The sequence below is a fragment of the Xenorhabdus griffiniae genome, from assembly GCF_001028135.1.
In the GTDB taxonomy this organism is placed as follows: Bacteria; Pseudomonadota; Gammaproteobacteria; order Enterobacterales; family Enterobacteriaceae; genus Xenorhabdus; species Xenorhabdus bakwenae.
Genome location: NZ_LDNM01000004.1, coordinates 80,070 through 105,099 on the forward strand (window position 1 = coordinate 80,070; position 25,030 = coordinate 105,099).

Consider the following 25,030-nt stretch of genomic DNA (forward strand, 5'->3'; position numbering starts at 1 on the left):
AAATTGACTTCGGGCCTTGCTAATTCAGATCTTCATGTAACATGAGAAATGCCAGGTCTTGTTTACGAAGGGTAAGGTTAACTCTGCGTGTTTCGATTTGTATTGGATCGCCCAATGGAGCGAAGCGAATGACCTGAAATGTTGAACCAGGTAACATGCCGAGTGACAATAATTTTTGTCGGTAAGCTGGGGTAATCTTTGGAGAAAATCCCAGAATTTTATATCTGCGTTCTGGAATAAGAACCATATAAATCTCCACGCTGATTGAAAAAATAAGTGATTATAAGAATTATTATCCTCAATAATGGAAGAACCACAAGAAAAAAGTATGGTAATTTCTCTGAATTATAGTTGTTAATGATAATAATACGCAATTGCGATGTTAGCCATTTATCCTGAATAATGTGGAAATGAATTGATATTAATCAAATTAATGGTGGTTTTATTGAAAATAAATTTTTATTAAGAAGGGGAAATATTCGGAAAAAATTTTTACTGATAAGCCTCGTTAATAAACAAGGCTCATTGATTTCAATTTTATTATTAATTTAACAAATCATTTGTCGGTATTTACTAACCTTTTGGAGGATAAAGTAATTCACTCAGTGGAACCTGTATACGTTCATCATCTTGATGTTGGCTCCAGGCATCCGAATCGTATACCCACCATGCCCGAATCGCCAATTCATAGAAACGGCGTATGGCGTGGCCTTGATAGTCACTGATAGGACGGGCTTTTTTCTGTCTGATATTTTCATCAGGATAAGTTTTTAAGAAAAAATAGTCATAGGTTTCCTGTAGTCGCTCATCGGGGACTTGGCGGGCATAGCCAACGAATTGGGCGCCGGTCAGATCCAGCGATGAATCAGGCATGCCCCGGCTACTGTAGATTGCACCGCTGACACGGGGATTGATATGTAATTCTTGCGAATGTCGGGTATCTTGCTTTGAGTACCAGATTAGTGTCAGTGGATTGTATTTCGGAATATAGAACATTGTCGATGACCAGGCTGAATCTTCATCTGGTTCATGGGTGGAAAGGTTGAAGAAACGTATATTGCTGAGTAGATCAAAACTGCGTTGGATATATTTATTCATGACTTTTCCTCAACAGTACGAATGCGTTCTTTATACCTAAAATGCGAAACCCATTGGGTATAAGAACATTGGAGTATTATTGATGATTTATATTATTCAATAAGTTCCCATTATGATGAGATTTATTGCGAAATGGATTATACGAAGAATTAACTAAAATATGCAGATGTCATAACGTATTCAAATTTATAACGTTAGCAATGAATAGAATTATGATGATGAAAATCATGATTTTTTCAGATATTAAAGATCCCGAACTGGCACAATTAGGCCAGTTCAGGAAATCATTTTAAGCCACCTAACGTTTTTTATTGATTAACGTTTTTTGTTAAAAGCCGCAGCCAATGCATCACTCATGGCGCTGTTGGCTAAAGGCGCAGAACCTGAACGCGAAGCAGGCCGGTTTCTGCCATTACCGTTACGATTATTGCGATCCTGGCGGTTACCTTCTTGGGCGCTACGGCGGGCTTGGGTTTCGCCTGGTTGCTCATCAAGACGCATGGTTAATGCAATACGCTTGCGGTTGAGGTCAACATCCATCACCTTCACTTTCACGATGTCACCTGTCTTGACGATGGTGTGTGGATCTTCCACAAAGCGATCGGAGAGGGAAGAGATATGAACCAGACCATCCTGATGGACACCGATATCCACGAATGCACCAAAATTGGTCACGTTAGTGACCGTACCTTCTAGGATCATGCCTGCTTGCAGGTCGTTCATGGTTTCAACCCCATCGGCAAAGGTGGCAGTCTTAAATTCAGGACGTGGATCGCGCCCCGGTTTTTCCAGCTCTTTCAGGATATCGGTGACGGTCGGGATCCCAAATTTTTCGGTCGTGAACTCTTGGGCGCTCAGGTTACGCAAATTAGCCGGGTTGCCCATCAGTTCAGGCAGTGTCTGCTGGGTTGTTGCCAGGATCTTCTCAACCACGGGATAGGCTTCTGGGTGAACCGTTGAAGCGTCCAGCGGGTTATCACCCTGATTGATGCGCAGGAAGCCTGCACATTGCAGGAAGGCTTTGGGCCCCAGACGGCTGACTTTCAATAATTGATTACGGTTGTCGAAACGACCGTTTTCATCGCGCCAGTTCACAATATTTTGGGCAACAGTGCGCGTCAGGCCAGCAACGCGAGTCAGCAAGGCAACAGAGGCCGTATTCAGGTCAACACCGACGCTATTTACACCGTCTTCAACCACGTTATCCAGTTTTTTGGCAAGCAGGGTCTGGCTAACATCATGCTGATATTGACCCACACCGATGGATTTGGGTTCGATTTTCACCAGTTCAGCCAGTGGATCTTGCAAGCGGCGGGCAATGGAGACTGCGCCCCGCAGGGAAACATCCAAATCAGGGAATTCTAGTGCAGCCAATTCAGATGCGGAATAGACAGAAGCTCCCGCTTCGCTGACCACGACTTTTTGTGCCGTAACGTCAGGATACTGTTTTTGCACGTTAACAAAGAAACGTTCTGTTTCACGGGATGCAGTGCCATTGCCAATGGCAACCAACTCCACCTGATGTTTGGTGCACAGCGCTGCGACGATGGCAGACGCTTTGTTTTCCTGTCCGGTGTGCGGATAAATGGTATCGGTAGCAATCAGTTTGCCTGTCGCGTCAACAACGGCGACTTTTACGCCTGTACGCAAACCCGGATCCAGTCCCATTGTTGCACGCATACCCGCAGGCGCAGCCATCAGCAGGTCATTCAGGTTACGGGCGAATACGTTGATGGCCTCGTTTTCGGCTTTCTCACGCAGGGTGCCCATCAGTTCGGTTTCCAGATGCAGCAGCACCTTGATGCGCCATGTCCAGCTCACCACGGCTTTACGCCAATTGTCAGCCGGTGCATTGTTCAGGCGCAGGTTCAGGTGATCGGTAATAATTTGTTCGCAGTGGCTCTCTTTTGGCGCTTCCTCAAATTGTGGGTCTGCATTCAAAGAGAGTTGCAGGATGCCTTCATTGCGTCCACGGAACATAGCAAGGGCACGATGGGAAGGAACGGTGGCGATGGCTTCGTGGTGATCGAAATAATCGCTGAATTTCGCACCTTCTTCCTCTTTACCTTCGATAACCTTGGAAACCAGGTGAGCATTTTTCCATAAATACTCACGTACCTTCGCCAGCAAGGTTGCATCTTCGGCAAAACGCTCCATCAGGATATAACGTGCGCCATCCAATGCGGCCTTGGTATCAGTAACGCCCTTGTCAGCATTGACATAGGCCGCCGCCGCCAGTTCTGGTTCTTGTTGTGGATCTTGCCACAGCAGATCGGCCAGCGGCTCCAATCCAGCTTCAATGGCCGTTTGTCCACGGGTACGGCGTTTAGGTTTATAAGGCAGGTACAGATCTTCCAACTCAGTTTTGCTCAGTGTAGCGTTAATCGCTTCTGTCAGCTCAACAGTTAGTTTTCCCTGTTCCTCAATTGATTTCAGGATAGTCTGACGGCGGTTGGACAGTTCACGCAGATAACCGAGACGGCTTTCGAGTTGGCGGAGCTGTGTGTCATCCAGACCACCGGTGGCCTCTTTACGGTAACGGGCGATAAAGGGAACTGTATTTCCCTCATCAAGCAGGGAAATGGCAGCTAGGATTTGCTGTGGTTGAGCCTGTAGCTCACCGGCAATGATTCGACTTAAAGATTCATTCATGGTCTGTTTTCTTCAACTTCTTTAGGGCCTGTAGATATTCTGAGACATCAGCAGACAGAGCCGGATAAGATCAAATTTCATCTGAAACAGTATCGGCATGGTTCAAACTGGCTCCATTTATACGTGCTGAGCGCGATAATTTCCAGTTTAGCGCGATATTTCAGTTATGTTGCAGCAGAATTCATCAAATATCTTCTGAATTGGGATTGGGTTGATGAAAGTTGATAAGATATAGTACTGCGCCATTAATCCTTTTTCTCAAGTGAGTTTTTCATGGCCAAGAGTCACTATATTACCCGAGAGGGCTGGCATGTACTTGATCAGGAATTGAAATATCTCTGGAAAGTTGAACGTCCCAAAGTCACCCAAGCGGTTTCAGATGCCGCTGCATTGGGGGATCGTTCAGAGAATGCAGAGTACATTTATGGTAAAAAAAGGTTAAGGGAAATTGACCGCCGAGTACGGTTTTTGTCCAAACGACTGGATGTACTGCAAATTGTCGATCCTGACCCGCGCCAAGAAGGGAAAGTCTTTTTTGGGGCATGGGTAAAAGTTGAAAACGAGAATGAAGAGGAACACCTGTTTCGTTTGGTAGGGCCGGATGAATTCGATCCTGCCAGGAAGTGGATCTCCATTGATTCTCCGGTGGCGAGGGCATTACTGGGTAAGCAGGTTGATGATGAAGTCACAGTGATGACACCGAATGGCGTGGTGACTTACTGGATACTGGAAATTCGCTATCAGCCTTTGGCATAAGTTGCCTTAAAATACATGCGGTTAAGTTTCTATTGGGGTTATGGGTTTTCTGTGAAAGTAATGGATGTTGCGGGCATGGAGCATCTTGGGAGCTGAAACATGCAAGAGAGTTATAAAATCCTTGTTGTTGATGATGATATGCGCTTGCGGGCGTTACTGGAACGCTATTTATTCGAACAGGGGTTCCAGGTGCGTAGCGCCGCAAATGCAGAGCAGATGGATCGTTTATTGACCAGAGAATCTATTCAATTGATTGTCCTGGATTTAATGTTGCCGGGCGAAGATGGGTTGTCTATCTGTCGAAGGTTGAGAAGTCAGCATAACGCGATCCCGATCATCATGATATCCGCGAAAGGGGAAGAGGTTGATCGGATTGTGGGGCTTGAAATTGGCGCTGATGATTATCTTGCCAAGCCGTTTAACCCGCGTGAATTGTTGGCACGTATGCGTGCTGTCCTGCGGCGACAGGCGAAAGAACTGCCGGGGGCACCGACGCCGGATGATGCGGTGATCAAGTTCGGGAAATTTAAACTTGATCTTGGAACGCGTGAAATGTTTCATCAAGATGAAGGGTTACCTTTGACCAGTGGGGAATTTTCCGTGTTGAAGGTGTTGGTTTCTCACCCACGTGAGCCATTATCACGGGATAAATTGATGAATCTGGCTCGGGGACGAGAGTATGGTGCGATGGAGCGTTCCATTGATGTCCAGATTTCCCGTCTGCGTCGCCTGATTGAAGAAGATCCTGCCCATCCGCGTTATATCCAGACGGTTTGGGGGCTGGGATACGTTTTTGTTCCTGATGGAAACAAGGTATGAAAAAGCCCAGTGTAAAAAAGGTTTGGCTTTCTCTGCGTACTTTGTTTTTCCGTGTTCTGTACTTAGTGCTGGGCAGTTTGCTGTTCAGCGCTCTGGTTACCTTACTGCTGGTGGTATTAGAAAAGCTCCCTTTTAACGCGGTATTTCCCTATCTCTTTATCAGTGTTTTTGCGGTGGTATTGTCCGTGTTCATGATGTTCGGGCGATATTCCGCTGTCCAGAGACATTCATTGAAAGCCATGCAGAATGCCGTTATCGACATGGGAAAAGGAAAAAGAGGCTCATCAGTGCCTGAAAGGGGGACGCCCGCTATCCGTTCCGTGATTAGGGCGCTTAACCAATTGTCGGTAGAGCTGAAATCACAGGAAAGCGATCAGGCGGTATTAATGGCTGGCGTGAGTCATGACTTGCGCACTCCGCTTACCCGTATTCGTCTGGCGATGGAAATGATGGAGGGAAAAGATGATTTTCTGGCAGAATCGGTTCATCAGGACATTGAAGAGTGCAATGCGATGATTGATCAATTCATTGATTATCAGCGGGCAGGGCAGGATATGCCGATGACATGCTGTGAATTGAACGGGTTGCTTAAAGAGGTGATTGCCGCAGAACAGCGTTGTGCGGCAGATACCGATATTGAAAATCGTTTAGCGACAAGTTCGATTTTCATTTTAGCCCATTCCTTTTCCATCAAACGTGTACTGGTCAATCTGTTGACTAATGCCCGGCGTTATGGCAATGGATGGGTTCGTATCAGTAGTGGCTCAACAGAAAAATTTGGCTGGTTTCAGGTTGAGGACAACGGTACTGGAATGACGAAAGAAGCCGCCGCCATTTTATTTCAGCCTTTTATGCAGGGAAATAATAAAAGTGAAATAAATAATAGGGGCGAAATAAATAAGGGCGTGGGGCTGGGGTTGGCGATCATCCGCCGTATCATTGATAGCCACGGGGGAGATATTCAGGTGGGGAGCAGTGAAAAACAGGGGCTGTCCATTCGTGTATATCTTCCATTAAGTGCAACATAAAAACCTCATTGGACGCAAAATAAGGCACTGCCGAAACCGCCTGTCATAAAAATGTCATCATTCATACATCTTATTGTCATTGCATTCACCTATTTTCTTTATTGAATCATTTTCTTACCTGAAAATCAGATTGTCAGCGATACCTGTCATGTATTTTTCATTAATGATGCGTATTCCAACAGGAGATAGTATGAAATCAATGCGTACCACCGTGGCGAGCATCATGGTTACTGTATTTGCCATGACATCCCTGTCTTCATTTGCCGCCGCCAGCCTGACGGGGGCAGGTGCAACATTTCCTGCTCCGATATATACCAAGTGGGCGGATTCTTATCAGAAAGAAACGGGCAACAAAATCAATTATCAAGGCATCGGTTCTTCTGGGGGTGTAAAACAGATTATTGCGAATACCGTTGATTTTGGTGCCTCTGATGCCCCGCTGTCTGACGAAAAATTGGCGACTGATGGTTTGTTCCAGTTTCCAACGGTCATCGGTGGGATTGTGCTGGCAGTGAACATTACCGGTGTTAAAGCGGGTCAGTTGGTTCTGGATGGTAAAACCCTTGGTGATATCTATCTGGGTCATATCAAGAAATGGAATGATCCGGCGATTGCAAAGTTGAACCCCGATCTCAAACTGCCAGAGCAAAACATTGCCGTGATTCGTCGCGCGGATGGCTCAGGGACTTCCTACGTTTTTACGAGTTACCTGTCCAAAGTTAGCCGCGATTGGAAACAAAAAGTCGGGGCTGGCTCTACCGTCAAATGGCCAACAGGATTGGGCGGTAAAGGTAATGACGGGATTGCTGCATTTGTTCAGCGTCTGCCGGGTTCGATTGGTTATGTCGAATATGCCTATGCAAAGCAGAATCACCTGGCTTATACCAAACTGGTTTCAGCGGAGGGAGCTGTGCTAGCGCCTACCGAAGAGAACTTTAGTGCGGCGGCTAAAGGGGCAGATTGGAGCCACAGCTTTGCCCAAGATCTGACAAACCAGAAAGGCGATAATGCGTGGCCAATTACCTCGACTACATACATTCTCATCTACAAAAAGCAGGCAAATGCAGTCAAGGATGCAGAAGTGCTGAAATTCTTCGATTGGGCTTATAACAACGGCAAACAACAAGCGAAAGAGCTAGATTATGCCACCCTGCCGGAAGAAGTGGTCAGCCAGGTGCGTGCAGCGTGGAAGCGTAATTTCCCCTTTTATTAAGGGGAAATAACCTAACATGAGAATGATGCGTATGGCCGAACGTAAAACGGCACTGAAAGCACCAAGCAAAAAGGGTGACATTATCTTCAGCGTTCTGGTTAAGTTAGCGGCGTTGTTAACTTTATTTCTGCTGGGCGGCATTATCATTTCGCTGATCATTGCTTCCTGGCCGAGTATACAAGCATTTGGTTTTGCGTTCTTATGGAGCAAAGAGTGGGATGCGCCGGCAGGGATGTTTGGCGCATTGATACCGGTTTATGGCACATTAATGACTTCGTTAGTTGCCCTGATTATTGCGGTTCCCGTGAGTTTTGGTATCGCCCTGTTTCTGACGGAATTGTCACCAAACTGGTTAAAACGTCCGTTGGGTATGGCGATTGAGTTATTGGCCGCAATCCCCAGCATTGTTTATGGCATGTGGGGGCTGTTTGTTTTCGCTCCACTGTTTGCCACCTATTTTCAGCAACCCGTTGGTGACGTGTTCTCCAGTATTCCCATTGTGGGAGCACTATTCTCCGGCCCTGCCTTTGGCATCGGCATTCTGGCGGCGGGTGTCATTCTTGCCATCATGATTATCCCCTATATCGCTTCTGTCATGCGCGATGTGTTTGAACAGACCCCTGTGATGATGAAAGAGTCTGCCTATGGTATCGGTTGTACAACATGGGAAGTGATTTGGCATATCGTCTTGCCGTATACCCGACATGGCGTCATTGGTGGCGTCATGTTGGGGCTTGGCCGGGCATTGGGAGAAACAATGGCGGTCACTTTTATTATCGGTAATACCTACCAACTTGATAGTGTGTCTCTGTATATGCCGGGGAACAGTATTACCTCTGCATTGGCAAATGAATTTGCTGAGGCTGAATCAGGCCTGCATACTGCCGCATTGATGGAACTGGGGCTGATTTTATTTGTCATCACTTTTATTGTCCTGGCGTTGTCAAAATTGATGATTCTGCGTCTGGCAAAAAATGAGGGGCAGCGCTGAGATGACAACCATCAATGAGCAACCCGCCCCTTTCGCCAATACAGTAAATGACGCGGAGATGAAAAGCCGTCGCCGTATGCAGTCATGGCGTCGTCAGAAAAACCGGCTGGCGCTGATGCTCTCCATGATGACGATGGCATTCGGTTTATTCTGGCTGGGCTGGATTTTATTCTCCACTGTCACTAAAGGTATCGATGGTATGTCGCTGGCGTTGTTTACTGAAATGACGCCTCCTCCCAATACCGAGGGCGGTGGGCTGGCAAACGCCATTGTGGGTAGCGGTTTGCTGATCTTCTGGGCGACGGTGTTTGGTACACCATTGGGGATTATGGCGGGCATTTATCTGGCGGAGTATGGCCGCCGTTCATGGCTGGCAGAAATCATCCGCTTTATTAATGACATCCTGCTTTCAGCGCCTTCGATTGTGGTTGGATTGTTTGTCTACACGGTTGTGGTGGCAAAAGTGCAACACTTTTCGGGTTGGGCAGGCGTCATTGCACTGGCACTGTTGCAGATCCCCATTGTTATTCGTACAACGGAAAACATGCTGAAACTAGTGCCGGATAACTTGCGTGAAGCCGCTTATGCACTGGGCACACCAAAATGGAAAATGATCTCTGCCATCACGTTGAAAGCCTCAATATCCGGCATTATGACCGGTGTATTGCTGGCTATTGCTCGTATCGCCGGTGAAACGGCTCCATTGTTGTTCACTTCGCTTTCCAACCAGTTCTGGAGCACCGATCTTAACCAGCCGATGGCAAACTTGCCTGTCACTATTTTCAAGTTTGCCATGAGTCCATTCTCCGACTGGCAGCAATTGGCATGGGCGGGGGTATTGTTGATTACTCTATGTGTATTGCTCATTAACATTGTGGCGCGTGCGTTGTTTGTGAAGAAAAAGGACTGATGTTTTTCAAAGGAACAAAAGCAGAAAGTATTAAAGAGACAAATACTGATGAATAAGGCTAATGACGTTATTTCAGTAAACAATACGGCGATAAACAACATGGCAGTCAATAAAATCGCAGGAAGTAAAATTCAGGTATGTGATCTGAATTTCTATTACGGCAAGTTTCATGCATTGAAAAATATTACGCTGGATATCGCACAAAATAAGGTAACGGCATTCATCGGGCCATCGGGCTGTGGTAAATCCACGTTACTGCGTACTTTCAATAAAATGTATGAATTGTACGGTGAGCAGCGCGTTGAAGGTGAAATTATTCTGGATGGCACCAATATCCTGACAGACAAGCAAGATGTTGCCTTGCTACGTGCCAAAGTTGGGATGGTCTTCCAAAAGCCGACACCATTCCCGATGTCCATTTACGACAATATTGCTTTCGGGGTGCGCCTGTTTGAAAAACTGCCCAGAACAGAGATGGACGAACGTGTCCAATGGGCGTTGACCAAAGCGGCATTGTGGAATGAAACCAAAGATAAATTGCACCAGAGTGGGCATAGCCTTTCTGGTGGTCAACAACAGCGTCTGTGTATCGCCCGTGGTATTGCTATTCGTCCAGAGGTTTTGTTGCTGGATGAACCCTGTTCGGCACTTGATCCCATCTCGACAGGGCGCATTGAAGAGTTGATCAGCGAACTGAAATCGGAATATACCGTCGTGATCGTCACCCACAATATGCAGCAGGCGGCTCGCTGTTCGGATTACACGGCATTTATGTACCTGGGTGAACTGATTGAATTTAGCGATACGGACAGATTGTTTACCACACCGAAGATGAAACAGACCGAAGATTACATTACCGGCCGTTACGGTTAATACGGGGTATAGCATAATATGGATAATCTGAATCTCAGCAAACATATCTCCGGTCAGTTCAATGCTGAACTGGAACATATTCGTACAGAATTGATGACAATGGGCGGGCTGGTGGAAGAACAGCTCAGTAAGGCGATTCTGGCGATGCACAACCAGGATGAAGTGTTGGCGCGGCAAGTGATTGAGGATGACCAGAAAGTCAATATGATGGAAGTGGCGATTGATGAAGCGTGTGTTCGCATCATTGCCAAACGTCAGCCGACGGCCAGTGATTTGCGTCTGATCATGGTTATTTCAAAGACCATTGCTGAACTGGAGCGGATTGGCGATGTTGCCGATAAGATCTGCCAGACTGCGCTTGAAAGATTTTCACATCAACAGCAATCCTTGCTGGTCAGTTTGGAATCATTGGGACGCCACACGATCCAAATGTTGCATGATGTGTTGGATGCCTTTGCCCGTATGGATCTGCAAGAGGCTATCCGTATCTACCGTGAAGACAAAAAAGTTGATCAGGAATATGAAAGTATTATCCGTCAGCTCATGACCTATATGATGGAAGATCCCAGAACGATTCCGAATGTCATGACGGCGCTTTTCTGTGCCCGCGCGATTGAGCGCATTGGTGACCGTTGCCAAAATATTTGTGAATTTATCTTCTATTACGTCAAAGGACAGGACTTTCGTCATATTGGGGGTGATAAGCTGGAGAAATTACTCACCCAAAAAGACTAGTTTTTATTCCTAATTGGAATAAATATAGTATTTTATATTATTTCAGGTGCTATATCTAAATTGATAGCTTTTGTTGATAGATAAAAATTAATAACCAACAGGGGTGTACAATGAAGATCCGCAATCAATCTCGCGTAGCAGTTACTGCTTTGCTGACCGGTTTGGCCTTGGTTTCAGGAGTGGCAAAAGCAGATAAACTTGATGACATTAAAAAAGCCGGCACGGTACGTATTGCGGTATTTGACAGTAACCCACCATTTGGCTTTATCGATCCCAAAACGAAAAAATTGGCAGGCTATGATGTCGATATCGCCAATGCGATTGCTAATGATTTAGGGGTGAAACTGGAATTGCGCCCAACAAATCCGGCAAACCGTATTCCTCTGCTTTCTTCCAAAAAAATCGACTTAATTGCCGCTAATTTCACCATCACTGACGAACGTGCAAAGCAAGTTGATTTCTCCGTTCCTTATTTTGCCACGGGCCAGAAGTTCATTGCCCGCAAAGGCGTTCTGACCAAGCCGGATGATATTGCCAAACTGCGTATTGGGGCAGATAAGGGAACAGTACAGGAGATTACCCTGCGTGAGCGTTATCCAACTGCCAAAGTGATCTCTTATGACGATACGCCGCTGGCATTTGCGGCTTTAAGAAATGGCAATGTTCAGGCGATTACGCAGGATGATGCGAAACTGGTCGGTTTGCTGGCAAATGTACCGGAAGCCCAGAAAGCCGATTTTGAAATTTCTCCTTTCAGTATTACTCGTGAATATCAAGCAGTTGCGGCCTCCAAAGGGGAAACACGATTGGTTGATTCGGTTAACCAAACCTTAGTGAAATTGGAAAAAGAGGGTGAAGCAGCGGAAATCTACAATCGCTGGTTTGGCCCGGAAACTAAATCCGCTCAACCGCGGGGTGATTTTAAATTTGCTCCGTTAGAGGATCAGGCAAAACAGTAATGTTTGTTTAGTGCTTCCATTTAGTGCTTCCATTTAAGAACACCAATTGATTAGCCCCGTTATTTCGGGGCTTTGCTGTTTGTTTATGCGGTGAATGATATGTTTGAGCAATTGATTACTGAGCATTTACTGGCTCCTGAATATCTTCAGTGGCTTTGGCAGGGATTTCTGATCACCTTGTGGCTTTCTGCCTGTGTCATGATCTCTTCCACTTTACTGGGTTTTGTCATTGCGGCGGCACGGGATAGCCAAATCAAGCCACTGCGCTGGTTGGTGACGGTTTACACTACGGTATTTCGTAACACGCCTTTGTTGGTACAACTGTTTTTCTGGTATTTCGCATCCGGACAAATTCTGCCACAAGAGGCGATGATGTGGCTGAACACGCCCCACGACACCCTGATTTTCGGCCTGACACTGGCATGGCCATCCTTTGAATTTTTGGCGGGATTTATTGGATTAACCCTTTATTCAGCCCCGTTTGTGGCGGAAGAATTACGTGCGGGCATTCAGGGCGTCGCACGCGGGCAGAAATATGCTGCCCATGCATTGGGCTTAACGGGCTGGCAGGCCATGCGGTACGTTGTATTGCCACAGGCATTGAAAATAGCCATGCCACCCTTGTTGGGGCAATACATGAATATTGTCAAGAATTCATCATTAACCATGGCGATTGGGGTGGCAGAACTTTCCTATGCTTCTCGTCAGGTGGAAACCCAAACCTTACAAACCTTTGAGGCATTTGGTGTGGCGACAGTACTCTATATCGCCATTATTGCGGTGATGGAAGGCTGGGGACAATGGCGCCAACAGAAAACATTGGCGAGAGGGTATTGATATGGACTTTACTGTTATTGCAGAAAACTGGCGTTATTTGCTATTGGGAACCTTTCCCGATGGGCCGTTGGAAGGCGCGGCATTGACGCTGGTCATCAGCATCATAGCGGGGACGATCTCCATTGTATTGGGTATTCTGGGTGGCGTTGCTCTGGCGATGTTGCGTGGTTTTTGGGCCAACCTGTTGGCGGCAGTACTGGGTTTCTTTCGCGCTATTCCGGTCATTATGCTGATTTTCTGGACGTACTTTTTGTTGCCTGTCGTATTGGGGATGGAGATCCCTGAAATTACGACCGTTGTCTGTGCGCTGGCATTGATTACTTCGGCTTATTTAGCACATGGTGTTAAAGCGGGAATTTTAGCGATTGGTGATGGTCAATGGCGGGCTGGGTTATCACTGGGCTTCAATCGTTGGGAAGTGCTTTGGCATATCGTTTTGCCGCAGGCATTGCGTATGATGGTGCCTTCATTCATCAATCAGTGGATTGCGTTAATTAAGGATACCTCATTGGCGTATATCGTTGGTGTGGCAGAACTGTCATTTTTGGCGACCCAGGTGAATAGCCGCAGTATGGTTTATCCGATGGAAGTCTTTTTATTCGTTGCGCTGGTTTATTTTGTCATGTGCTTATCACTGGAGTTAATTGCCAATTACGTTGCCCGCCGCTTCTCGGTGAGGCGTGAAAGAACCGCAATCTTCGGCTTCTGGCATAAAAAAGCGTTGACCGTGGTGCCGCAAAATTAATATCTGGCATCTGGCAGATATTTTCGTTGTTGTATTCATTCCCTGCGCAGCGGGGAAATATAAGGTCTCGCGTCGTCTTGCGGATTGCAACCTGACGTTTATCGAGTATATAAGAACTGCAAAATCACCTTTAATTTGTGATGTTAGTCATAAAGATATTTAAATTAACCGCTTAAAGGAACATTTTCAGAGAGCCGCTTAATGCGGCTTTTTCATGTTTATTGGCTCAATTAATGGCGTTTCTCTTTTCCAAACACAGCAATGAGTACAGAAGTCAACAACAGCAATGTCCCTGCTGCGATTAACACCGACAGGAATGAGTGATTGAAAGCCTGTTTTGCTGCATGGATCAGTGACAGTGCGACCTCTCCCTTTAGCCCTTCTGCAACAATAAGTGCCTCATCAATACTGTTTCGCGCCAGTTCTGGAATACGTGTATCAGCCGGAAGAATAAATGAGGCAGAATAGACCGCCACCATCAGACTGCCGAGAACGGCTATCCCGATTAAACTTCCCAGTTCATAAGCGACTTCTTCGATAGAGGCAGCGGTGCCAGCTTTATTTTCTGGGGCATTTAGCATGATGGATGTGGAAGCAGCGGTCATTGCTGCGCCGCTACCAAATCCAATGATGCAAAATGCAGTGATTTGCACGAAAAGCCCGGATTGCAGGCCAGCGAGATAAACAGTGATCCCCAGACCGGCAAAAGCGAGTGAAAGCCACATGATCCGCCCGGCACCAAATTTGGGTATCGCAATTCCGGCCAAAGGGCCGGCAATAAAAGAGGCAATCGGAATGGGCAGAATAAATAATCCCGCCAGAAGGGGAGATAGACCCATAGCGAGTTGGAAGCGTTGACTGATAGCAAGCTCCATCCCGACTAGCGCTGCTGTGGAAACGAAAGCTGCGACGACTCCCGCAGTGAAAACACGATTGCGGAAGAGGTTGAAATCGATCATCGGGTTGATGAACTTAACTGGCGACGAATGAAGATGACGGTGAAAATAATTCCTGCGATACCCACTGTCGCGGCGGTTAACAATGAAGGTACTGGTTTGCTTAATTCTTTGATGGCATAAGTGATACTGACCAAACCAATCATAATTTGCACCGAAGCAATCAGGTCAAAGTGATGGCCTGGATTGTCCGGGCTTTTAGAAATGACGACCAGTGCAAAGCCAAACGCAATCAGAGCAATCGGGATGTTGATCAGAAAAACCGATCCCCACAGTAATATTCGAGCAGGAACCCGCCGATAACCGGGCCAAGTGCAGCCCCGCCCGAAGCTATAGCAGACCAGATGCCGATGGCAAGTGCCCTTTCGTTTGGATCTGTAAACGCTTGCCGGACTATGGCGAGTGTCGCCGGCATCATCATCGCCGCGCCAAAAGCAAGCACCACACGTGCAGCAATCAGAGTGGCAGGATTGGGAGAAAATGCCGCCATCAGCGATGCAACGCCGAAAATGGCTAACCCGTGAGTAAACAGTTTTTTGGCACCCAAACGGTCAGTTAACGCCCCCATAGCGGGAAGTAATCCTGCGATGGTCAACGTATAGGCATTCATGATCCACAATTTCTCTGAAGCAGAAGCGTGCAAATCATGTGTTAACCGAGGTAAAGCGGTGTATAGCACGGTCATATCAATAACAACTAAGAAAAGTGCACTGGAAATAATAGCGAGCACAAGCCAGCGGATATTCGATTTCATAAGCAAATTCACCAATGCGGTTTGGTCACCTTACCGAACCTTGACTAAATTGTTGGCGATTATTATAAATACATCCGTATTTAATGAAAAGGAGGTTCGCATGGGACGACGTAAAACAATTGACCGAGAAGTTCTGCTGGATGCAGCGGAACAGATTGTCACAACACATGGCGCTGCGGCTCTCACGATTGATGCACTGGCGAAGGCGGTTGGCATTACCAAGGGGGGAGTGCAATACAGTTTTAGTACAAAAGATGGCCTGATTGATGCGATGTTTGAGCGTTGGGAGGCGAGTTATGACGAACAGTTTCATGAAATTGCCGGACATGATCCCCACCCGTTGACAGCCGTGCGTGCGCATATTGAGGCGACCAGACGATCTGATGAAGCATCGACGGCAAAGGCGGCTGGTTTGATGGCGGCTTTATTACAAACACCGGAACATCTTGAATCAACCCGTATCTGGTATCGACAACGCATAGCAGGCTTGGACACAACGACGGAAGAAGGCCGGCAAGCGCGTTTGGCATTTTTAGCTACAGAAGGGGCATTCGTTTTGCGTTTCTTCGGCTTAATGGATATGTCCGAGGATGAGTGGGGAGATATCTTTACCGATATTCTTGCTGCTGTGTCACCCTGAATTTCTCCGGCAAGACCAATCGCGGATAAATCGAATAAAATATCGTCACAAAATGAATTTCCTCAAGAATCATAATGTTATTTAAGTTATTGATTTCACGTTTCGCAATCGTTTTCTTTTTTGTCGTTTCAGGGTAACGATTTATGTAGGTTTCCTGTAGGATAGGCCGAAAACTTCGCTTTTTTTTGGGAAACAATATTACATGAGCACAATAAATTCTGGCTCTGCTCATCGTCAGGGCTTGCTTCAGCGCGTGTTTAAATTAGGGGAACATGGCACGACAGTTCGTACCGAAATAGTTGCCGGATTAACGACGTTTCTGACGATGGTTTATATCGTCTTTGTTAACCCGCAAATTCTGGCGGTTGCCGGCATGGATATCAAAGCGGTATTTGTCACGACCTGTTTAATTGCCGCCGTTGGCAGCATTATGATGGGATTAATGGCGAATCTGCCTGTTGCCGTTGCACCTGCGATGGGTCTGAATGCGTTTTTTGCCTTTGTTGTGGTCGGTGCGATGGGGCTTTCATGGCAGGTTGCGATGGGAGCCATTTTCTGGGGGGCTGTGGGACTCTTTATCTTGACGCTCCTTCGTGTTCGCTACTGGATGATCGCCAATATTCCATTGAGCCTGCGAGTGGGTATTACCAGTGGTATCGGTCTTTTTATTGCCATGATGGGGCTGAAAAATGCGGGCATTATCGTGCCTAATCCCGACACGATTGTGTCAATCGGCAACTTTGCTTCCCATAATGTCTTATTGGGGACATTGGGCTTTTTTATCATTGCCATTTTAGCAGCCCGCAATTTCCATGCTGCGGTGTTGGTTTCGATTATCGTGACAACCGGCATCGGTTTGATGATGGGCTATGTGGAATATCACGGCATTTTTGATCTGCCGCCTAATGTGATGAGCGTGGTGGGTAACGTTGATGTCAAAGGGGCACTGGATATCGCTTTGGCTGGCGTGATTTTCTCATTTATGTTGGTGAACTTGTTTGATTCTTCCGGCACATTGATTGGTGTGACGGATAAAGCAGGTATTGCTGACAGTAATGGTAAATTCCCACGCATGAAGCAAGCCTTGTATGTGGACAGTATCAGTTCGGTGGCGGGTGCTTACATCGGGACTTCTTCGGTTACCGCCTATATTGAAAGCTCTTCGGGCGTTTCTGTTGGTGGACGGACTGGCTTGACGGCGATTGTCGTGGGTATTTTATTCTTACTGGTCATGTTTATCTCTCCGCTGGCAAGCATGGTGCCTGCCTATGCGACAGCGGGTGCTTTGGTCTATGTGGGCGTTTTGATGACTTCCAGTCTGACAAGGGTGAAATGGAACGATCTGACTGAATCCGTCCCTGCTTTTATCACCGCAGTGATGATGCCATTTAGTTTTTCTATTACCGAAGGTATCGCACTGGGTTTTATCGCCTACTGTGCCATGAAATTAGGCACGGGCAAATGGCGTGAAGTTGGTCCCTGTGTTCTGGTCGTGACATTCCTGTTTGTATTGAAAATGGTGTTTGTGGATACCCACTGACCACGATTGACAGGGTAATAAAAAAAGCCTGACGCGTATTCAAGTCAGGCTTGCTTATTTTTATCCGCCGATACAAGAGGGGATTCAATTAGGGAATGCGCTCCCCCTCATCCCTGCAAAGCCATTTTTTAGCAATCTGTTTGCGACGCGAAAGTCAGACGGTCGAAGACAAAAGAACCCTTCAACGGGCACGATAAATTTCCCTCTCGGTATATATGCGAAGTTACGAATCCTACTAAAAATTTCAAATAGTCTAGTTAGCTTGAATTGAAATTTGACAAATGGAGCTTTATTCAATTGGATCAAATCAAAAAAATAAAATAGTATATTTTTTAATGAAAAATTCATGAAGTGATTTAAAATAAAAATAGAAAAAGTGATAGAGTGTATAAGGTGAAATTCTTATTCTTATTCTTATTCTTATTCTTATTCTTATTTTTGTTAGCGATGTTTTAAAAGGAGTTTTAAATGGCTTGGATTTATCATCAATACTCTGGCGATTTATATCATGATGATGAGTTAGTTTATCGTGGTGGGTATAGTGGAAAAGGATCGCATAAAAATAATCCCGCATCTGAGGGTTGTATTATTGTAGAGCCAAAGGCAAGAAGTGAAATAATTAGATCAGTAGATAGAGAGTTAATTGTAGAATGAATATGAAAAAAAATATTTTATTTGCGATGATATTTATTCCTAGTGTTGTTTCTGCTTCAAAAGAAAATCAAGAGGCATTAGATTATTGCTCCACTGTTGAATCTTGGCCTGCTCAAAGAGTAATAATGTATGAATTTGATAAAGATAAGCAACTTGACGGGATGAAAGCGACTTCCGTATTGATTAATAGAACCAAATTGACAAAAGGGAAAAAACAATTGAATTTCAAGATTGGGGGCAGTTATATACACAGACAACCGAAGTGTTGATTCCATATATTAGTAATCAAAAGAAACCTCTTAAATTTATTGTTTCAGCAATCATATCAGCAGAGGAGTGCTCATTAGCAGAACCAACTTATTTTGATATAACACCTGAGCATTACGTTTTTAACTAAAAATGAATTTTAAGGAGTTTTATCACATTTAAAGTGATAAAACTCTATATTCATGTCCTTGTATTTCAAGCTGCTTTGATAGGGCACACCAATGGTGTGTTTCGAATCTTACGTTCCAATCAATCGGCCTTGTGTGCGGCTACCCTTGCAGACTGTCAGGTGCCACAAAGCCAATGCAGACAGTATCTAACTCAGCACTGGGCTGGGCCTGGAAGGAAAGCTCTTCTTTGTGACTGAGCACCAATAATAGCCATTGTTCAAACGTGTGTTGGAAATCTTCCTCTGCACAGCTTTTTCCTCGTTCTCCCACTAACAAGGCACCATATTGCACAATATTACCCTGTTTGATATGGCGGTTATAGATATTGGGTGGCATACCTTTGTCTAACTCCCAGGGTTGTATCGTTTCTGGATGGTAGTGGCTGTAAAATGTCAGCCATTGATGCAGATATTCTCCACCCACATAACGTAATGGCGTTGGATACAATTCGCTCCAGCGTTGATCCAATTGGCTGGCGAAGGTTTTTATGCCAACAAACTTTTGCCCGGCATCACGGACATTTGCCATCATCACACTGACGTAACCGATTAACACCAATACACCAAACACGGCCAATCCCCGTAATGTGCCGCGCAAGGGTTTATTGGGAAAGACCGTTATTGATCCCACCAACAGTGCCGGTGAAACTGTCATAAAAGGTTGTACCCATTCGGTCATACGCCCGCCCTGATTGAAGGAGAACCAGCCATAAATCAGCAGCAGAGGCAGCAGGATCACGATATTAGTCAGCGCACTGGATTGATGCCTGGGCCAGCCAATCCGGCCACCGAGCAGATAAATAATGGCAGCGACGATAATTAACGGGTAGAACACGGAAAGGATAGCGCGTGTGGTATGTAGATTGAACCCTTCCTGAATTTGGGAATCTACCCACTTAAATGCGACGAAATCGTTATGCACCAGCCACCAAACGTTCGGTAGTACCAGTGCAAACCAGATGACAATGGCGAGATAGAACAGTGGCTCCCGATAGTTGCGACGGACTTTAGGCACGAACAGGGAGAGCAAAAAGACCGAGCCGACGATAGCAAGCGAAGAATACTTTGCCATCGTTGCCAGCCCTGTGGTGAGGGCGAATGCCAGCCACCATTTGGGGTGATCGTCAATGGCCCGCAGAAAAAACAGCAATGACCACGGCCAGAGCATAACCAAAAAGTAATTATCATTATAAGGAATGATATCAAAATTGATGACACCGGATAGGTTCAGCGTCAGCATGGCAAGCCATGCGAGTGCAACTTTGCCTGTCAGCCGGAAAGCCAGCTGCCAAACCCCAAGCATACCAATGGCAATAGCAACAAAGTGGGTGAAATACCAATAAAAACTCAGAGAAATGTCGCTGATAGAGATAGCGGGTAGCATGATGGCTCCCACTAGCCACGGATTTTTGGGTGAACCCCATTCCCCATTAAGACCCCAGTTTAAAGCTTCTACGGCATCATAAGGAACGGTGGGATCGAGAAAATAACTTGCTATTATCCACAAAACGGCATAACCAGTGACCCAAAGATACAATGGCATGCGGTAAGAAGAGGTATCAAAAAAACGCATGGTAGCCTGAACATATTATTTGAGTTAAATCTATCTATAATACTAGACGAAATTTAAACAATCAGTGAATGACATTGGATGTTAAAGGGAGTTTCTGTTAGATTCCGCCGAAAATATCTTGATAAAAATAAGTTGAGTCACAAGCTATGAACCCGTTAAAGAAAAAATCACCGGCGAAACCTTCCGCTGGTAAGCAAAAAAGAAAAAGTCGCGCAGAGCTGGATGCAGAAGGACGCGAACGTAAACGCCAGAAAAAGCGCCGTGGTCATTCGGCCGGCAGCCGTCATAACAGTGATGACGGTAATAAGCGTAAAGTAGTCAAGCAGGAACAAGATCCACGTGTCGGCAGTAAAGTTCCGGTTCCTCTGATCGTAGGCGAAAAAGCACCGACAATGAAACCCGCGGTTAAGCCGGTGGTAGAGCAACAAAAACCGCGCCTGTCACCGCAGGAAGAGCTGGAAATGTTGGAGCATGATGAGCGATTGGATGACTTGTTGGCACGCCTTGAACAAGGTGAAAAATTGTCTCAGGAAGACAATGCTTATGTCGACAATACGCTTGATCGCATTGATACCCTGATGGAAGCGTTGGGTATCGAGCTGGAAGAAGAGGACAATGAAGAAGAACCACAGGAAGATATCATGCAATTGCTGAAAGGTAAGTAACGCTTTCATCAATGAATTGTGATCGTAAAAGGCGGGTTCATTCTGATAACCATGATATTAATAACCACAATATTAGTATGTTATTCATTGTGGTTATTGGGTAAACTATGGCGGCTATCGTTTTGATGGGCGAAAACAGCGGAAGGAATAAGCATGTCAGAGCAAGCCATTGTTTGGGATCTGCCTTTGATCCAAAAATACAACTATTCAGGGCCTCGTTATACTTCGTATCCAACAGCATTGGAGTTTAGCCATCAATACGATGCAGCTGCTTTTGCTCAGGCCGCCGCCCGTTATCCTGATCGCCCGCTTTCCCTCTACATCCATATCCCGTTCTGCCACAAGCTTTGTTATTTCTGTGGTTGCAATAAGCTGGTTACGCGCCAGAAGCACAAGGCGGATGACTATCTGAATGTGTTGGAAAAAGAGATTGCTGCCCGCGCCACATTATTTTCCCAGCGGAAAGTCAGCCAGATGCACTGGGGCGGAGGTACGCCAACCTATCTGGATAAAACGCAGATCAGCCGATTGATGTCGATGCTGCGCAGCCATTTCCAGTTTCTGCCCAATGCTGAACTTTCCATTGAAATTGATCCGCGTGAAATTGAACTTGATGTGATTGATCATTTGCATCACGAAGGTTTTAACCGTCTGAGTATGGGCGTGCAGGATTTCAATAAAGAGGTGCAGCGTTTGGTGAATCGTGAGCAGGATGAGGCGTTTATTTTCGAACTGATCAGGCGTGCCCGTGAAACAGGCTTTACATCCACCAGTATTGATCTGATCTATGGCCTGCCGAAACAGACACCTGAGAGTTTTGCCTTTACCTTGCAGCGCGTGTTGGCCTTGTCACCAGATCGCTTAAGTGTCTTTAATTATGCTCACTTACCGGATTTATTTGCGGCACAGCGCAAGATTAAGGAGCAGGATTTACCCACAGCGACGCAGAAGCTGGATATCTTGCGAGAAACGATTGCGACCCTGACAGGGAATGGTTATCAGTTTATTGGGATGGATCACTTTGCCCGCCCTGATGATGAATTGGCGATTGCCCAACGCCAAGGCATCTTGCACCGCAATTTTCAGGGATATACCACGCAGGGGGAATGCGATTTACTGGGTATGGGGGTTTCCGCGATCAGCATGTTGGGGGATAGCTATGCCCAGAACCAGAAAGACCTGAAAACTTATTACGCTGTGGTAGAAGCACAAGGCCATGCTTTGTGGCGGGGTTTAGCTTTGACGCAAGATGATTGTATTCGCCGTGATGTGATTAAGGCGCTAATTTGTAACTTCCGGCTGAACTTTGCGGATATTGAGCAGCGTTATGGGCTGAATTTCACGGATTACTTTGCCGAAGACCTGCAATTGCTGGCACCGTTGACCGAAGATGGATTAGTTGAAGTGACCGAATCGCAGCTCCAGGTATCCCCGAAAGGGCGATTACTGATACGTAATATTTGTATGTGTTTTGATAGCTATCTGCGTAACCAGATGCGACAGCGGCAGTTCTCGCGGGTGATATGAGGACTTAATTTTCTATTGAAATATCTAACACACTAAAAATCTGAGGTAAGTCACTATGGAAAAAGTAACAGAAGAGTTGATGATGGAGCATGGTTTTACATTAAAGTAAATAAATCAAATAAAATCGGCTTCTCAACGGTCTGGTCACAATATAAAAAAGAAGTTATGATTCTAAGTAATAGTTTTTATAGGTTGATATTGGTTTTTCTTATTATTTTATTTTCTGTTGTTTCTGCCATTTTTTTGTTCCAGATGTTGATTATTTGAGTGTGGCATTAACATTTTTTATTTCTATTTTTCTTGTGTTACTCTTTTTCTCCCCAACTTTAAGATACAAATCCTTTATTTTTATAAAAAATATAAAGGATGGGTGATTTATCTTTGTTGTTTTTTAACATGATTCCAATTTATTGATAATGCCGAATATTCATATAATATCCAAAATGTAGCACAATTAGGATCAGATAGTTAGTGGCTGTGCTTATCGATTTGAATGTAAAATTATTATTTGTTTCTTGGCTAGAGAAGAATTACAATGCAGTTACGGTTATTTATCAAAAGTTTGAACAGCTAGATAAAAACCAAATATAATCACAAATAATTATGAAAAGTTGAAGAAAAACCGGAATAAATAAAAAGGAGCCATAAAATGGCTAATGAAGATATAGAAGAATTAATGATGAAAAGTGGATTCACATCTAATGATATTAGTTTATTGAGATCTCTTAATAAAAGAGACGGTACTACATTTATAGATAATATGATTGATTTGGAAAAACGTTTTTATAAATTAATAGTTATTAATGCTTTAATTTTTTTGGGGTTTGCTTTTTTATTTTTGATAGCGGGAGAGGTTAGTGTTATCGGTTTTATTATAGCTATTATTATTACAATTCCACCTACTTTATTTATGCTTTCGTTTAGGTTATCCTATAGAGCGTTTATATTTATGAGAAAATATAAACGCGAATAAGTATTATTTTTTGCTGTTTTGGGGATCATTATAAGAATCGTAGGTTGATTTTAATGTTACTCCATCAGCTAACATTTCAAATGTAAGGGCATAGCCACTCATTATTTTATAACTGGCGATATAATCATCTTTTATATAATTAAATAGTCGCCATGCTTCAGGCTTTAACACATTTCTAAATACACCATAGCCAGATAGAGCAATATCTACACCACCATAAACTAAATTTGCGGTTTTATTGTCTGATCCTATAAATGAAAAAGCATGCTCATATCCTTTTCTTAGATATCCTTTATAGTCGGCATCATTATTTAATAATGATATTAAATTTTCTTCTATATTACCCATGCCATGAACTATGAGCGCTGAACCTGCAACATAACCAACCACTGTTTGACTTGTAGTTGTTACCATAGCAGTACCTGTAATTAGTTGGAACCCTCCAGCAACCAATCCAATACCCTTTAAAACATAAGTGAAAAAATCAAGTTCTTTCTTAATCTCTATAACAGCGTATTTCTGAATTATCTTATTTCGTAAGATACTTTCTTGTTGTGATAGATAGAGTTTTTCTTTTTTTAGATCTTTTATTGCTTGCGATTTAGATGATTGTGTAGATGACTTGCTTAATATTATATCTAAATTATGATCAGTAAATTTTTTTATTTCCGATTTAAATTTTTGTTTTGTAATAAAGTTATCTAAAAATAGTGAAGCACTCAAAGCTGCCTCGGTGACACTTCTAGCAGTTAATGCTCCCATTGCAGAAAAATAATCATTATCTCTATTTGCATATATGTCCATGTTTAATAAATCCTATCATCCCAGATGCTATAACCACTAGTACCCGCCAAGTGATGTTGCCATGTTATACTTTTGTATTTAAATGAGACGCTCTCTAATGGTTGTGCATCATTATGAGTTGATGAGTTAGGGCAAATAATATCAATATTGCAAATTGTTACACCGATGACCTTTATAGAAAAATAAAGAGATAACCCACCGTTGCTATCTGTTCTGTACATATTAAACATACATTCTAGTTCTTCATTATCTGATATTGCGACTCCTAGTAATGGTGTTGACTTATCTATTGGTTTTTTTATGTTAATAGGGAAGTGATTTACATTTTGTTCTCTGGATAAAGAAGAGTTTAATTCGTAAATATATATTTCATTTTCATGACCAGTTTGATAAAGATTACCAATTGAACTTTCTGATGAACATCCAGAAGATATTAGACCTTGTTTTTTTCCTTTAATCGTTAAATAAATAATATTAGCCATTCTATTTTTTCCTTATTGTATTTTAATTTGCTATAAAATACAGAATAATTATTTGTTTTGTCAATGATATTTATCATATTTTAAACCACATTAACTGTATTTAATTTCTGGTGTTTTATATTTCCATAAGTGAATATTTAAATAATTATCTTTTTATTTTGCAATAATATGGTTTTTCTTTGGGATTTTATTTTTTAAATTTCAATTAAATAATCTATGTGTGATTTTTATACACGATAAACTTCACGTTGCAATCCGCAAGACGACGCGAGGCCTTATATTTCCCCGCGCAGCGGAGAAATATAACATGCATCTTGAAGTTGGATTGGTATAATTGTTAAATTAGTTAGAGAAATAACAAATAATTGGCAATTTTAGTCTGGCATCCCATAGCTTCAATGGACACCAAA

General features: G+C 44.2%; 24 protein-coding genes and 1 pseudogene. 18 read left to right on the plus strand and 7 right to left on the minus strand.

All coding sequences use genetic code 11. The features are described from left to right. Nucleotides 1-19 precede the first annotated feature (19 nt). The 3 genes from feoA to AAY47_RS01135 form a co-directional block, all read right to left on the minus strand. Entirely contained in the window at nt 20-247 is a 228-nt protein-coding gene (gene feoA, locus AAY47_RS01125) for a ferrous iron transporter A (RefSeq protein WP_047766405.1), read from the minus strand. A 326-nt stretch (nt 248-573) separates the two neighbouring features. After that, nucleotides 574-1,098, minus strand: a complete 525-nt coding sequence (locus AAY47_RS01130) for a pyridoxamine 5'-phosphate oxidase family protein (protein ID WP_047766406.1) — start codon at nt 1,096-1,098, stop codon at nt 574-576. 315 nt (nt 1,099-1,413) lie between these two features. Continuing rightward, nucleotides 1,414-3,750, minus strand: coding sequence for a Tex family protein (locus AAY47_RS01135; protein ID WP_047766407.1), 2,337 nt, complete (start codon nt 3,748-3,750; stop codon nt 1,414-1,416). Between the two features lie 273 nt (nt 3,751-4,023). Between AAY47_RS01135 and greB the strand changes: the two genes are divergently transcribed. The 11 genes from greB to AAY47_RS01190 all read left to right on the plus strand — a co-directional run bounded on the left by greB (nt 4,024) and on the right by AAY47_RS01190 (nt 13,616). After that, the gene (gene greB / locus AAY47_RS01140; protein WP_047766408.1) at nt 4,024-4,506 is read left to right on the plus strand and encodes a transcription elongation factor GreB; all 483 of its coding nucleotides are present in this window, start codon (nt 4,024-4,026) and stop codon (nt 4,504-4,506) included. 99 nt (nt 4,507-4,605) lie between these two features. Beyond that, nucleotides 4,606-5,325, plus strand: a complete 720-nt coding sequence (gene ompR, locus AAY47_RS01145; RefSeq protein WP_047766409.1) for a two-component system response regulator OmpR — start codon at nt 4,606-4,608, stop codon at nt 5,323-5,325. After that, nucleotides 5,322-6,353 (plus strand): ATP-binding protein, encoded by a 1,032-nt coding sequence (locus AAY47_RS01150; protein ID WP_047766410.1) that lies wholly within the window; start codon nt 5,322-5,324, stop codon nt 6,351-6,353. The genes ompR and AAY47_RS01150 overlap by 4 nt, the downstream gene beginning before the upstream one ends. 190 nt (nt 6,354-6,543) lie before the next feature. Then, the gene (gene pstS, locus AAY47_RS01155) at nt 6,544-7,566 is read left to right on the plus strand and encodes a phosphate ABC transporter substrate-binding protein PstS (protein ID WP_047766411.1); all 1,023 of its coding nucleotides are present in this window, start codon (nt 6,544-6,546) and stop codon (nt 7,564-7,566) included. Between the two features lie 31 nt (nt 7,567-7,597). Further along, the gene (gene pstC / locus AAY47_RS01160) at nt 7,598-8,557 is read left to right on the plus strand and encodes a phosphate ABC transporter permease PstC (protein WP_047766452.1); all 960 of its coding nucleotides are present in this window, start codon (nt 7,598-7,600) and stop codon (nt 8,555-8,557) included. Nucleotide 8,558: 1 nt separating this feature from the next. Continuing rightward, complete coding sequence (gene pstA / locus AAY47_RS01165) at nt 8,559-9,467, plus strand: phosphate ABC transporter permease PstA (RefSeq protein WP_047766412.1); 909 nt, start codon at nt 8,559-8,561, stop codon at nt 9,465-9,467. A gap of 99 nt (nt 9,468-9,566) precedes the next feature. Further along, nucleotides 9,567-10,340: a phosphate ABC transporter ATP-binding protein PstB gene (pstB, locus tag AAY47_RS01170; RefSeq protein WP_047766453.1), complete on the plus strand. Its 774-nt coding sequence runs from the start codon at nt 9,567-9,569 to the stop codon at nt 10,338-10,340. Nucleotides 10,341-10,358: 18 nt separating this feature from the next. Next, the gene (gene phoU, locus AAY47_RS01175; RefSeq protein ID WP_047766413.1) at nt 10,359-11,075 is read left to right on the plus strand and encodes a phosphate signaling complex protein PhoU; all 717 of its coding nucleotides are present in this window, start codon (nt 10,359-10,361) and stop codon (nt 11,073-11,075) included. Between the two features lie 110 nt (nt 11,076-11,185). Next, nucleotides 11,186-12,034 (plus strand): ABC transporter substrate-binding protein, encoded by an 849-nt coding sequence (locus tag AAY47_RS01180; RefSeq protein ID WP_047766414.1) that lies wholly within the window; start codon nt 11,186-11,188, stop codon nt 12,032-12,034. Nucleotides 12,035-12,133: 99 nt separating this feature from the next. Further along, nucleotides 12,134-12,871, plus strand: a complete 738-nt coding sequence (locus tag AAY47_RS01185; RefSeq protein WP_047766415.1) for an amino acid ABC transporter permease — start codon at nt 12,134-12,136, stop codon at nt 12,869-12,871. Between the two features lies 1 nt (nt 12,872). Beyond that, nucleotides 12,873-13,616, plus strand: coding sequence for an amino acid ABC transporter permease (locus tag AAY47_RS01190; RefSeq protein WP_047766416.1), 744 nt, complete (start codon nt 12,873-12,875; stop codon nt 13,614-13,616). 230 nt (nt 13,617-13,846) lie between these two features. Here the strand turns inward: AAY47_RS01190 and AAY47_RS01195 are convergent. Beyond that, nucleotides 13,847-15,326, minus strand: a pseudogene (locus tag AAY47_RS01195) (MFS transporter). A 100-nt stretch (nt 15,327-15,426) separates the two neighbouring features. Here AAY47_RS01195 and AAY47_RS01200 point away from each other — a divergent pair. From AAY47_RS01200 to AAY47_RS01215, 4 genes are all read left to right on the plus strand, one after another. Beyond that, entirely contained in the window at nt 15,427-15,966 is a 540-nt protein-coding gene (locus tag AAY47_RS01200) for a TetR/AcrR family transcriptional regulator (protein WP_047766417.1), read from the plus strand. 202 nt (nt 15,967-16,168) lie between these two features. After that, nucleotides 16,169-17,506 (plus strand): NCS2 family permease, encoded by a 1,338-nt coding sequence (locus AAY47_RS01205; protein WP_047766418.1) that lies wholly within the window; start codon nt 16,169-16,171, stop codon nt 17,504-17,506. A 468-nt stretch (nt 17,507-17,974) separates the two neighbouring features. After that, nucleotides 17,975-18,160 (plus strand): hypothetical protein, encoded by a 186-nt coding sequence (locus AAY47_RS01210; protein ID WP_047766419.1) that lies wholly within the window; start codon nt 17,975-17,977, stop codon nt 18,158-18,160. Between the two features lie 2 nt (nt 18,161-18,162). After that, a complete protein-coding gene (locus AAY47_RS01215) occupies nt 18,163-18,429 on the plus strand; it encodes a hypothetical protein (RefSeq protein ID WP_053460710.1) in 267 nt (88 codons plus the stop codon). Nucleotides 18,430-18,696: 267 nt separating this feature from the next. Here AAY47_RS01215 and AAY47_RS01220 read toward each other — a convergent pair whose 3' ends face one another. Beyond that, entirely contained in the window at nt 18,697-20,169 is a 1,473-nt protein-coding gene (locus tag AAY47_RS01220; RefSeq protein ID WP_047766421.1) for a glycosyltransferase family 39 protein, read from the minus strand. 146 nt (nt 20,170-20,315) lie between these two features. Here AAY47_RS01220 and yihI point away from each other — a divergent pair, with 146 nt between their 5' ends. The 3 genes from yihI to AAY47_RS01235 all read left to right on the plus strand — a co-directional run bounded on the left by yihI (nt 20,316) and on the right by AAY47_RS01235 (nt 23,334). Further along, nucleotides 20,316-20,834: a Der GTPase-activating protein YihI gene (gene yihI / locus AAY47_RS01225; RefSeq protein ID WP_047766422.1), complete on the plus strand. Its 519-nt coding sequence runs from the start codon at nt 20,316-20,318 to the stop codon at nt 20,832-20,834. 153 nt (nt 20,835-20,987) lie between these two features. After that, nucleotides 20,988-22,361, plus strand: a complete 1,374-nt coding sequence (gene hemN / locus AAY47_RS01230; protein WP_047766423.1) for an oxygen-independent coproporphyrinogen III oxidase — start codon at nt 20,988-20,990, stop codon at nt 22,359-22,361. A gap of 649 nt (nt 22,362-23,010) precedes the next feature. After that, a complete protein-coding gene (locus AAY47_RS01235) occupies nt 23,011-23,334 on the plus strand; it encodes a hypothetical protein (protein WP_047766424.1) in 324 nt (107 codons plus the stop codon). Between the two features lie 3 nt (nt 23,335-23,337). On the opposite strand, the gene AAY47_RS01240 is transcribed toward AAY47_RS01235, so the two are convergent. Both AAY47_RS01240 and AAY47_RS01245 read right to left on the minus strand, forming a co-directional pair. After that, the gene (locus AAY47_RS01240) at nt 23,338-24,138 is read right to left on the minus strand and encodes a DUF4225 domain-containing protein (protein WP_047766425.1); all 801 of its coding nucleotides are present in this window, start codon (nt 24,136-24,138) and stop codon (nt 23,338-23,340) included. Between the two features lie 2 nt (nt 24,139-24,140). Further along, nucleotides 24,141-24,620, minus strand: coding sequence for an Hcp family type VI secretion system effector (locus tag AAY47_RS01245; RefSeq protein ID WP_047766426.1), 480 nt, complete (start codon nt 24,618-24,620; stop codon nt 24,141-24,143). Nucleotides 24,621-25,030 lie beyond the last annotated feature (410 nt).

Coding starts and splice junctions, on each gene's coding strand:
- pstA (WP_047766412.1), top strand. CDS start 8,559: ATGACAACCATCAATGAGCAACCCGCCCCTTTCGCCAATACAGTAAAT.
- AAY47_RS01200 (WP_047766417.1), top strand. CDS start 15,427: ATGGGACGACGTAAAACAATTGACCGAGAAGTTCTGCTGGATGCAGCG.
- feoA (WP_047766405.1), bottom strand. CDS start 247: ATGGTTCTTATTCCAGAACGCAGATATAAAATTCTGGGATTTTCTCCA.
- AAY47_RS01220 (WP_047766421.1), bottom strand. CDS start 20,169: ATGCGTTTTTTTGATACCTCTTCTTACCGCATGCCATTGTATCTTTGG.
- AAY47_RS01235 (WP_047766424.1), top strand. CDS start 23,011: ATGGCTAATGAAGATATAGAAGAATTAATGATGAAAAGTGGATTCACA.
- AAY47_RS01215 (WP_053460710.1), top strand. CDS start 18,163: ATGAAAAAAAATATTTTATTTGCGATGATATTTATTCCTAGTGTTGTT.
- pstC (WP_047766452.1), top strand. CDS start 7,598: ATGGCCGAACGTAAAACGGCACTGAAAGCACCAAGCAAAAAGGGTGAC.
- ompR (WP_047766409.1), top strand. CDS start 4,606: ATGCAAGAGAGTTATAAAATCCTTGTTGTTGATGATGATATGCGCTTG.
- AAY47_RS01190 (WP_047766416.1), top strand. CDS start 12,873: ATGGACTTTACTGTTATTGCAGAAAACTGGCGTTATTTGCTATTGGGA.
- phoU (WP_047766413.1), top strand. CDS start 10,359: ATGGATAATCTGAATCTCAGCAAACATATCTCCGGTCAGTTCAATGCT.
- AAY47_RS01135 (WP_047766407.1), bottom strand. CDS start 3,750: ATGAATGAATCTTTAAGTCGAATCATTGCCGGTGAGCTACAGGCTCAA.
- AAY47_RS01130 (WP_047766406.1), bottom strand. CDS start 1,098: ATGAATAAATATATCCAACGCAGTTTTGATCTACTCAGCAATATACGT.
- hemN (WP_047766423.1), top strand. CDS start 20,988: ATGTCAGAGCAAGCCATTGTTTGGGATCTGCCTTTGATCCAAAAATAC.
- AAY47_RS01240 (WP_047766425.1), bottom strand. CDS start 24,138: ATGGACATATATGCAAATAGAGATAATGATTATTTTTCTGCAATGGGA.
- greB (WP_047766408.1), top strand. CDS start 4,024: ATGGCCAAGAGTCACTATATTACCCGAGAGGGCTGGCATGTACTTGAT.
- pstS (WP_047766411.1), top strand. CDS start 6,544: ATGAAATCAATGCGTACCACCGTGGCGAGCATCATGGTTACTGTATTT.
- AAY47_RS01210 (WP_047766419.1), top strand. CDS start 17,975: ATGGCTTGGATTTATCATCAATACTCTGGCGATTTATATCATGATGAT.
- yihI (WP_047766422.1), top strand. CDS start 20,316: ATGAACCCGTTAAAGAAAAAATCACCGGCGAAACCTTCCGCTGGTAAG.
- AAY47_RS01180 (WP_047766414.1), top strand. CDS start 11,186: ATGAAGATCCGCAATCAATCTCGCGTAGCAGTTACTGCTTTGCTGACC.
- AAY47_RS01185 (WP_047766415.1), top strand. CDS start 12,134: ATGTTTGAGCAATTGATTACTGAGCATTTACTGGCTCCTGAATATCTT.
- AAY47_RS01205 (WP_047766418.1), top strand. CDS start 16,169: ATGAGCACAATAAATTCTGGCTCTGCTCATCGTCAGGGCTTGCTTCAG.
- AAY47_RS01245 (WP_047766426.1), bottom strand. CDS start 24,620: ATGGCTAATATTATTTATTTAACGATTAAAGGAAAAAAACAAGGTCTA.
- AAY47_RS01150 (WP_047766410.1), top strand. CDS start 5,322: ATGAAAAAGCCCAGTGTAAAAAAGGTTTGGCTTTCTCTGCGTACTTTG.
- pstB (WP_047766453.1), top strand. CDS start 9,567: ATGGCAGTCAATAAAATCGCAGGAAGTAAAATTCAGGTATGTGATCTG.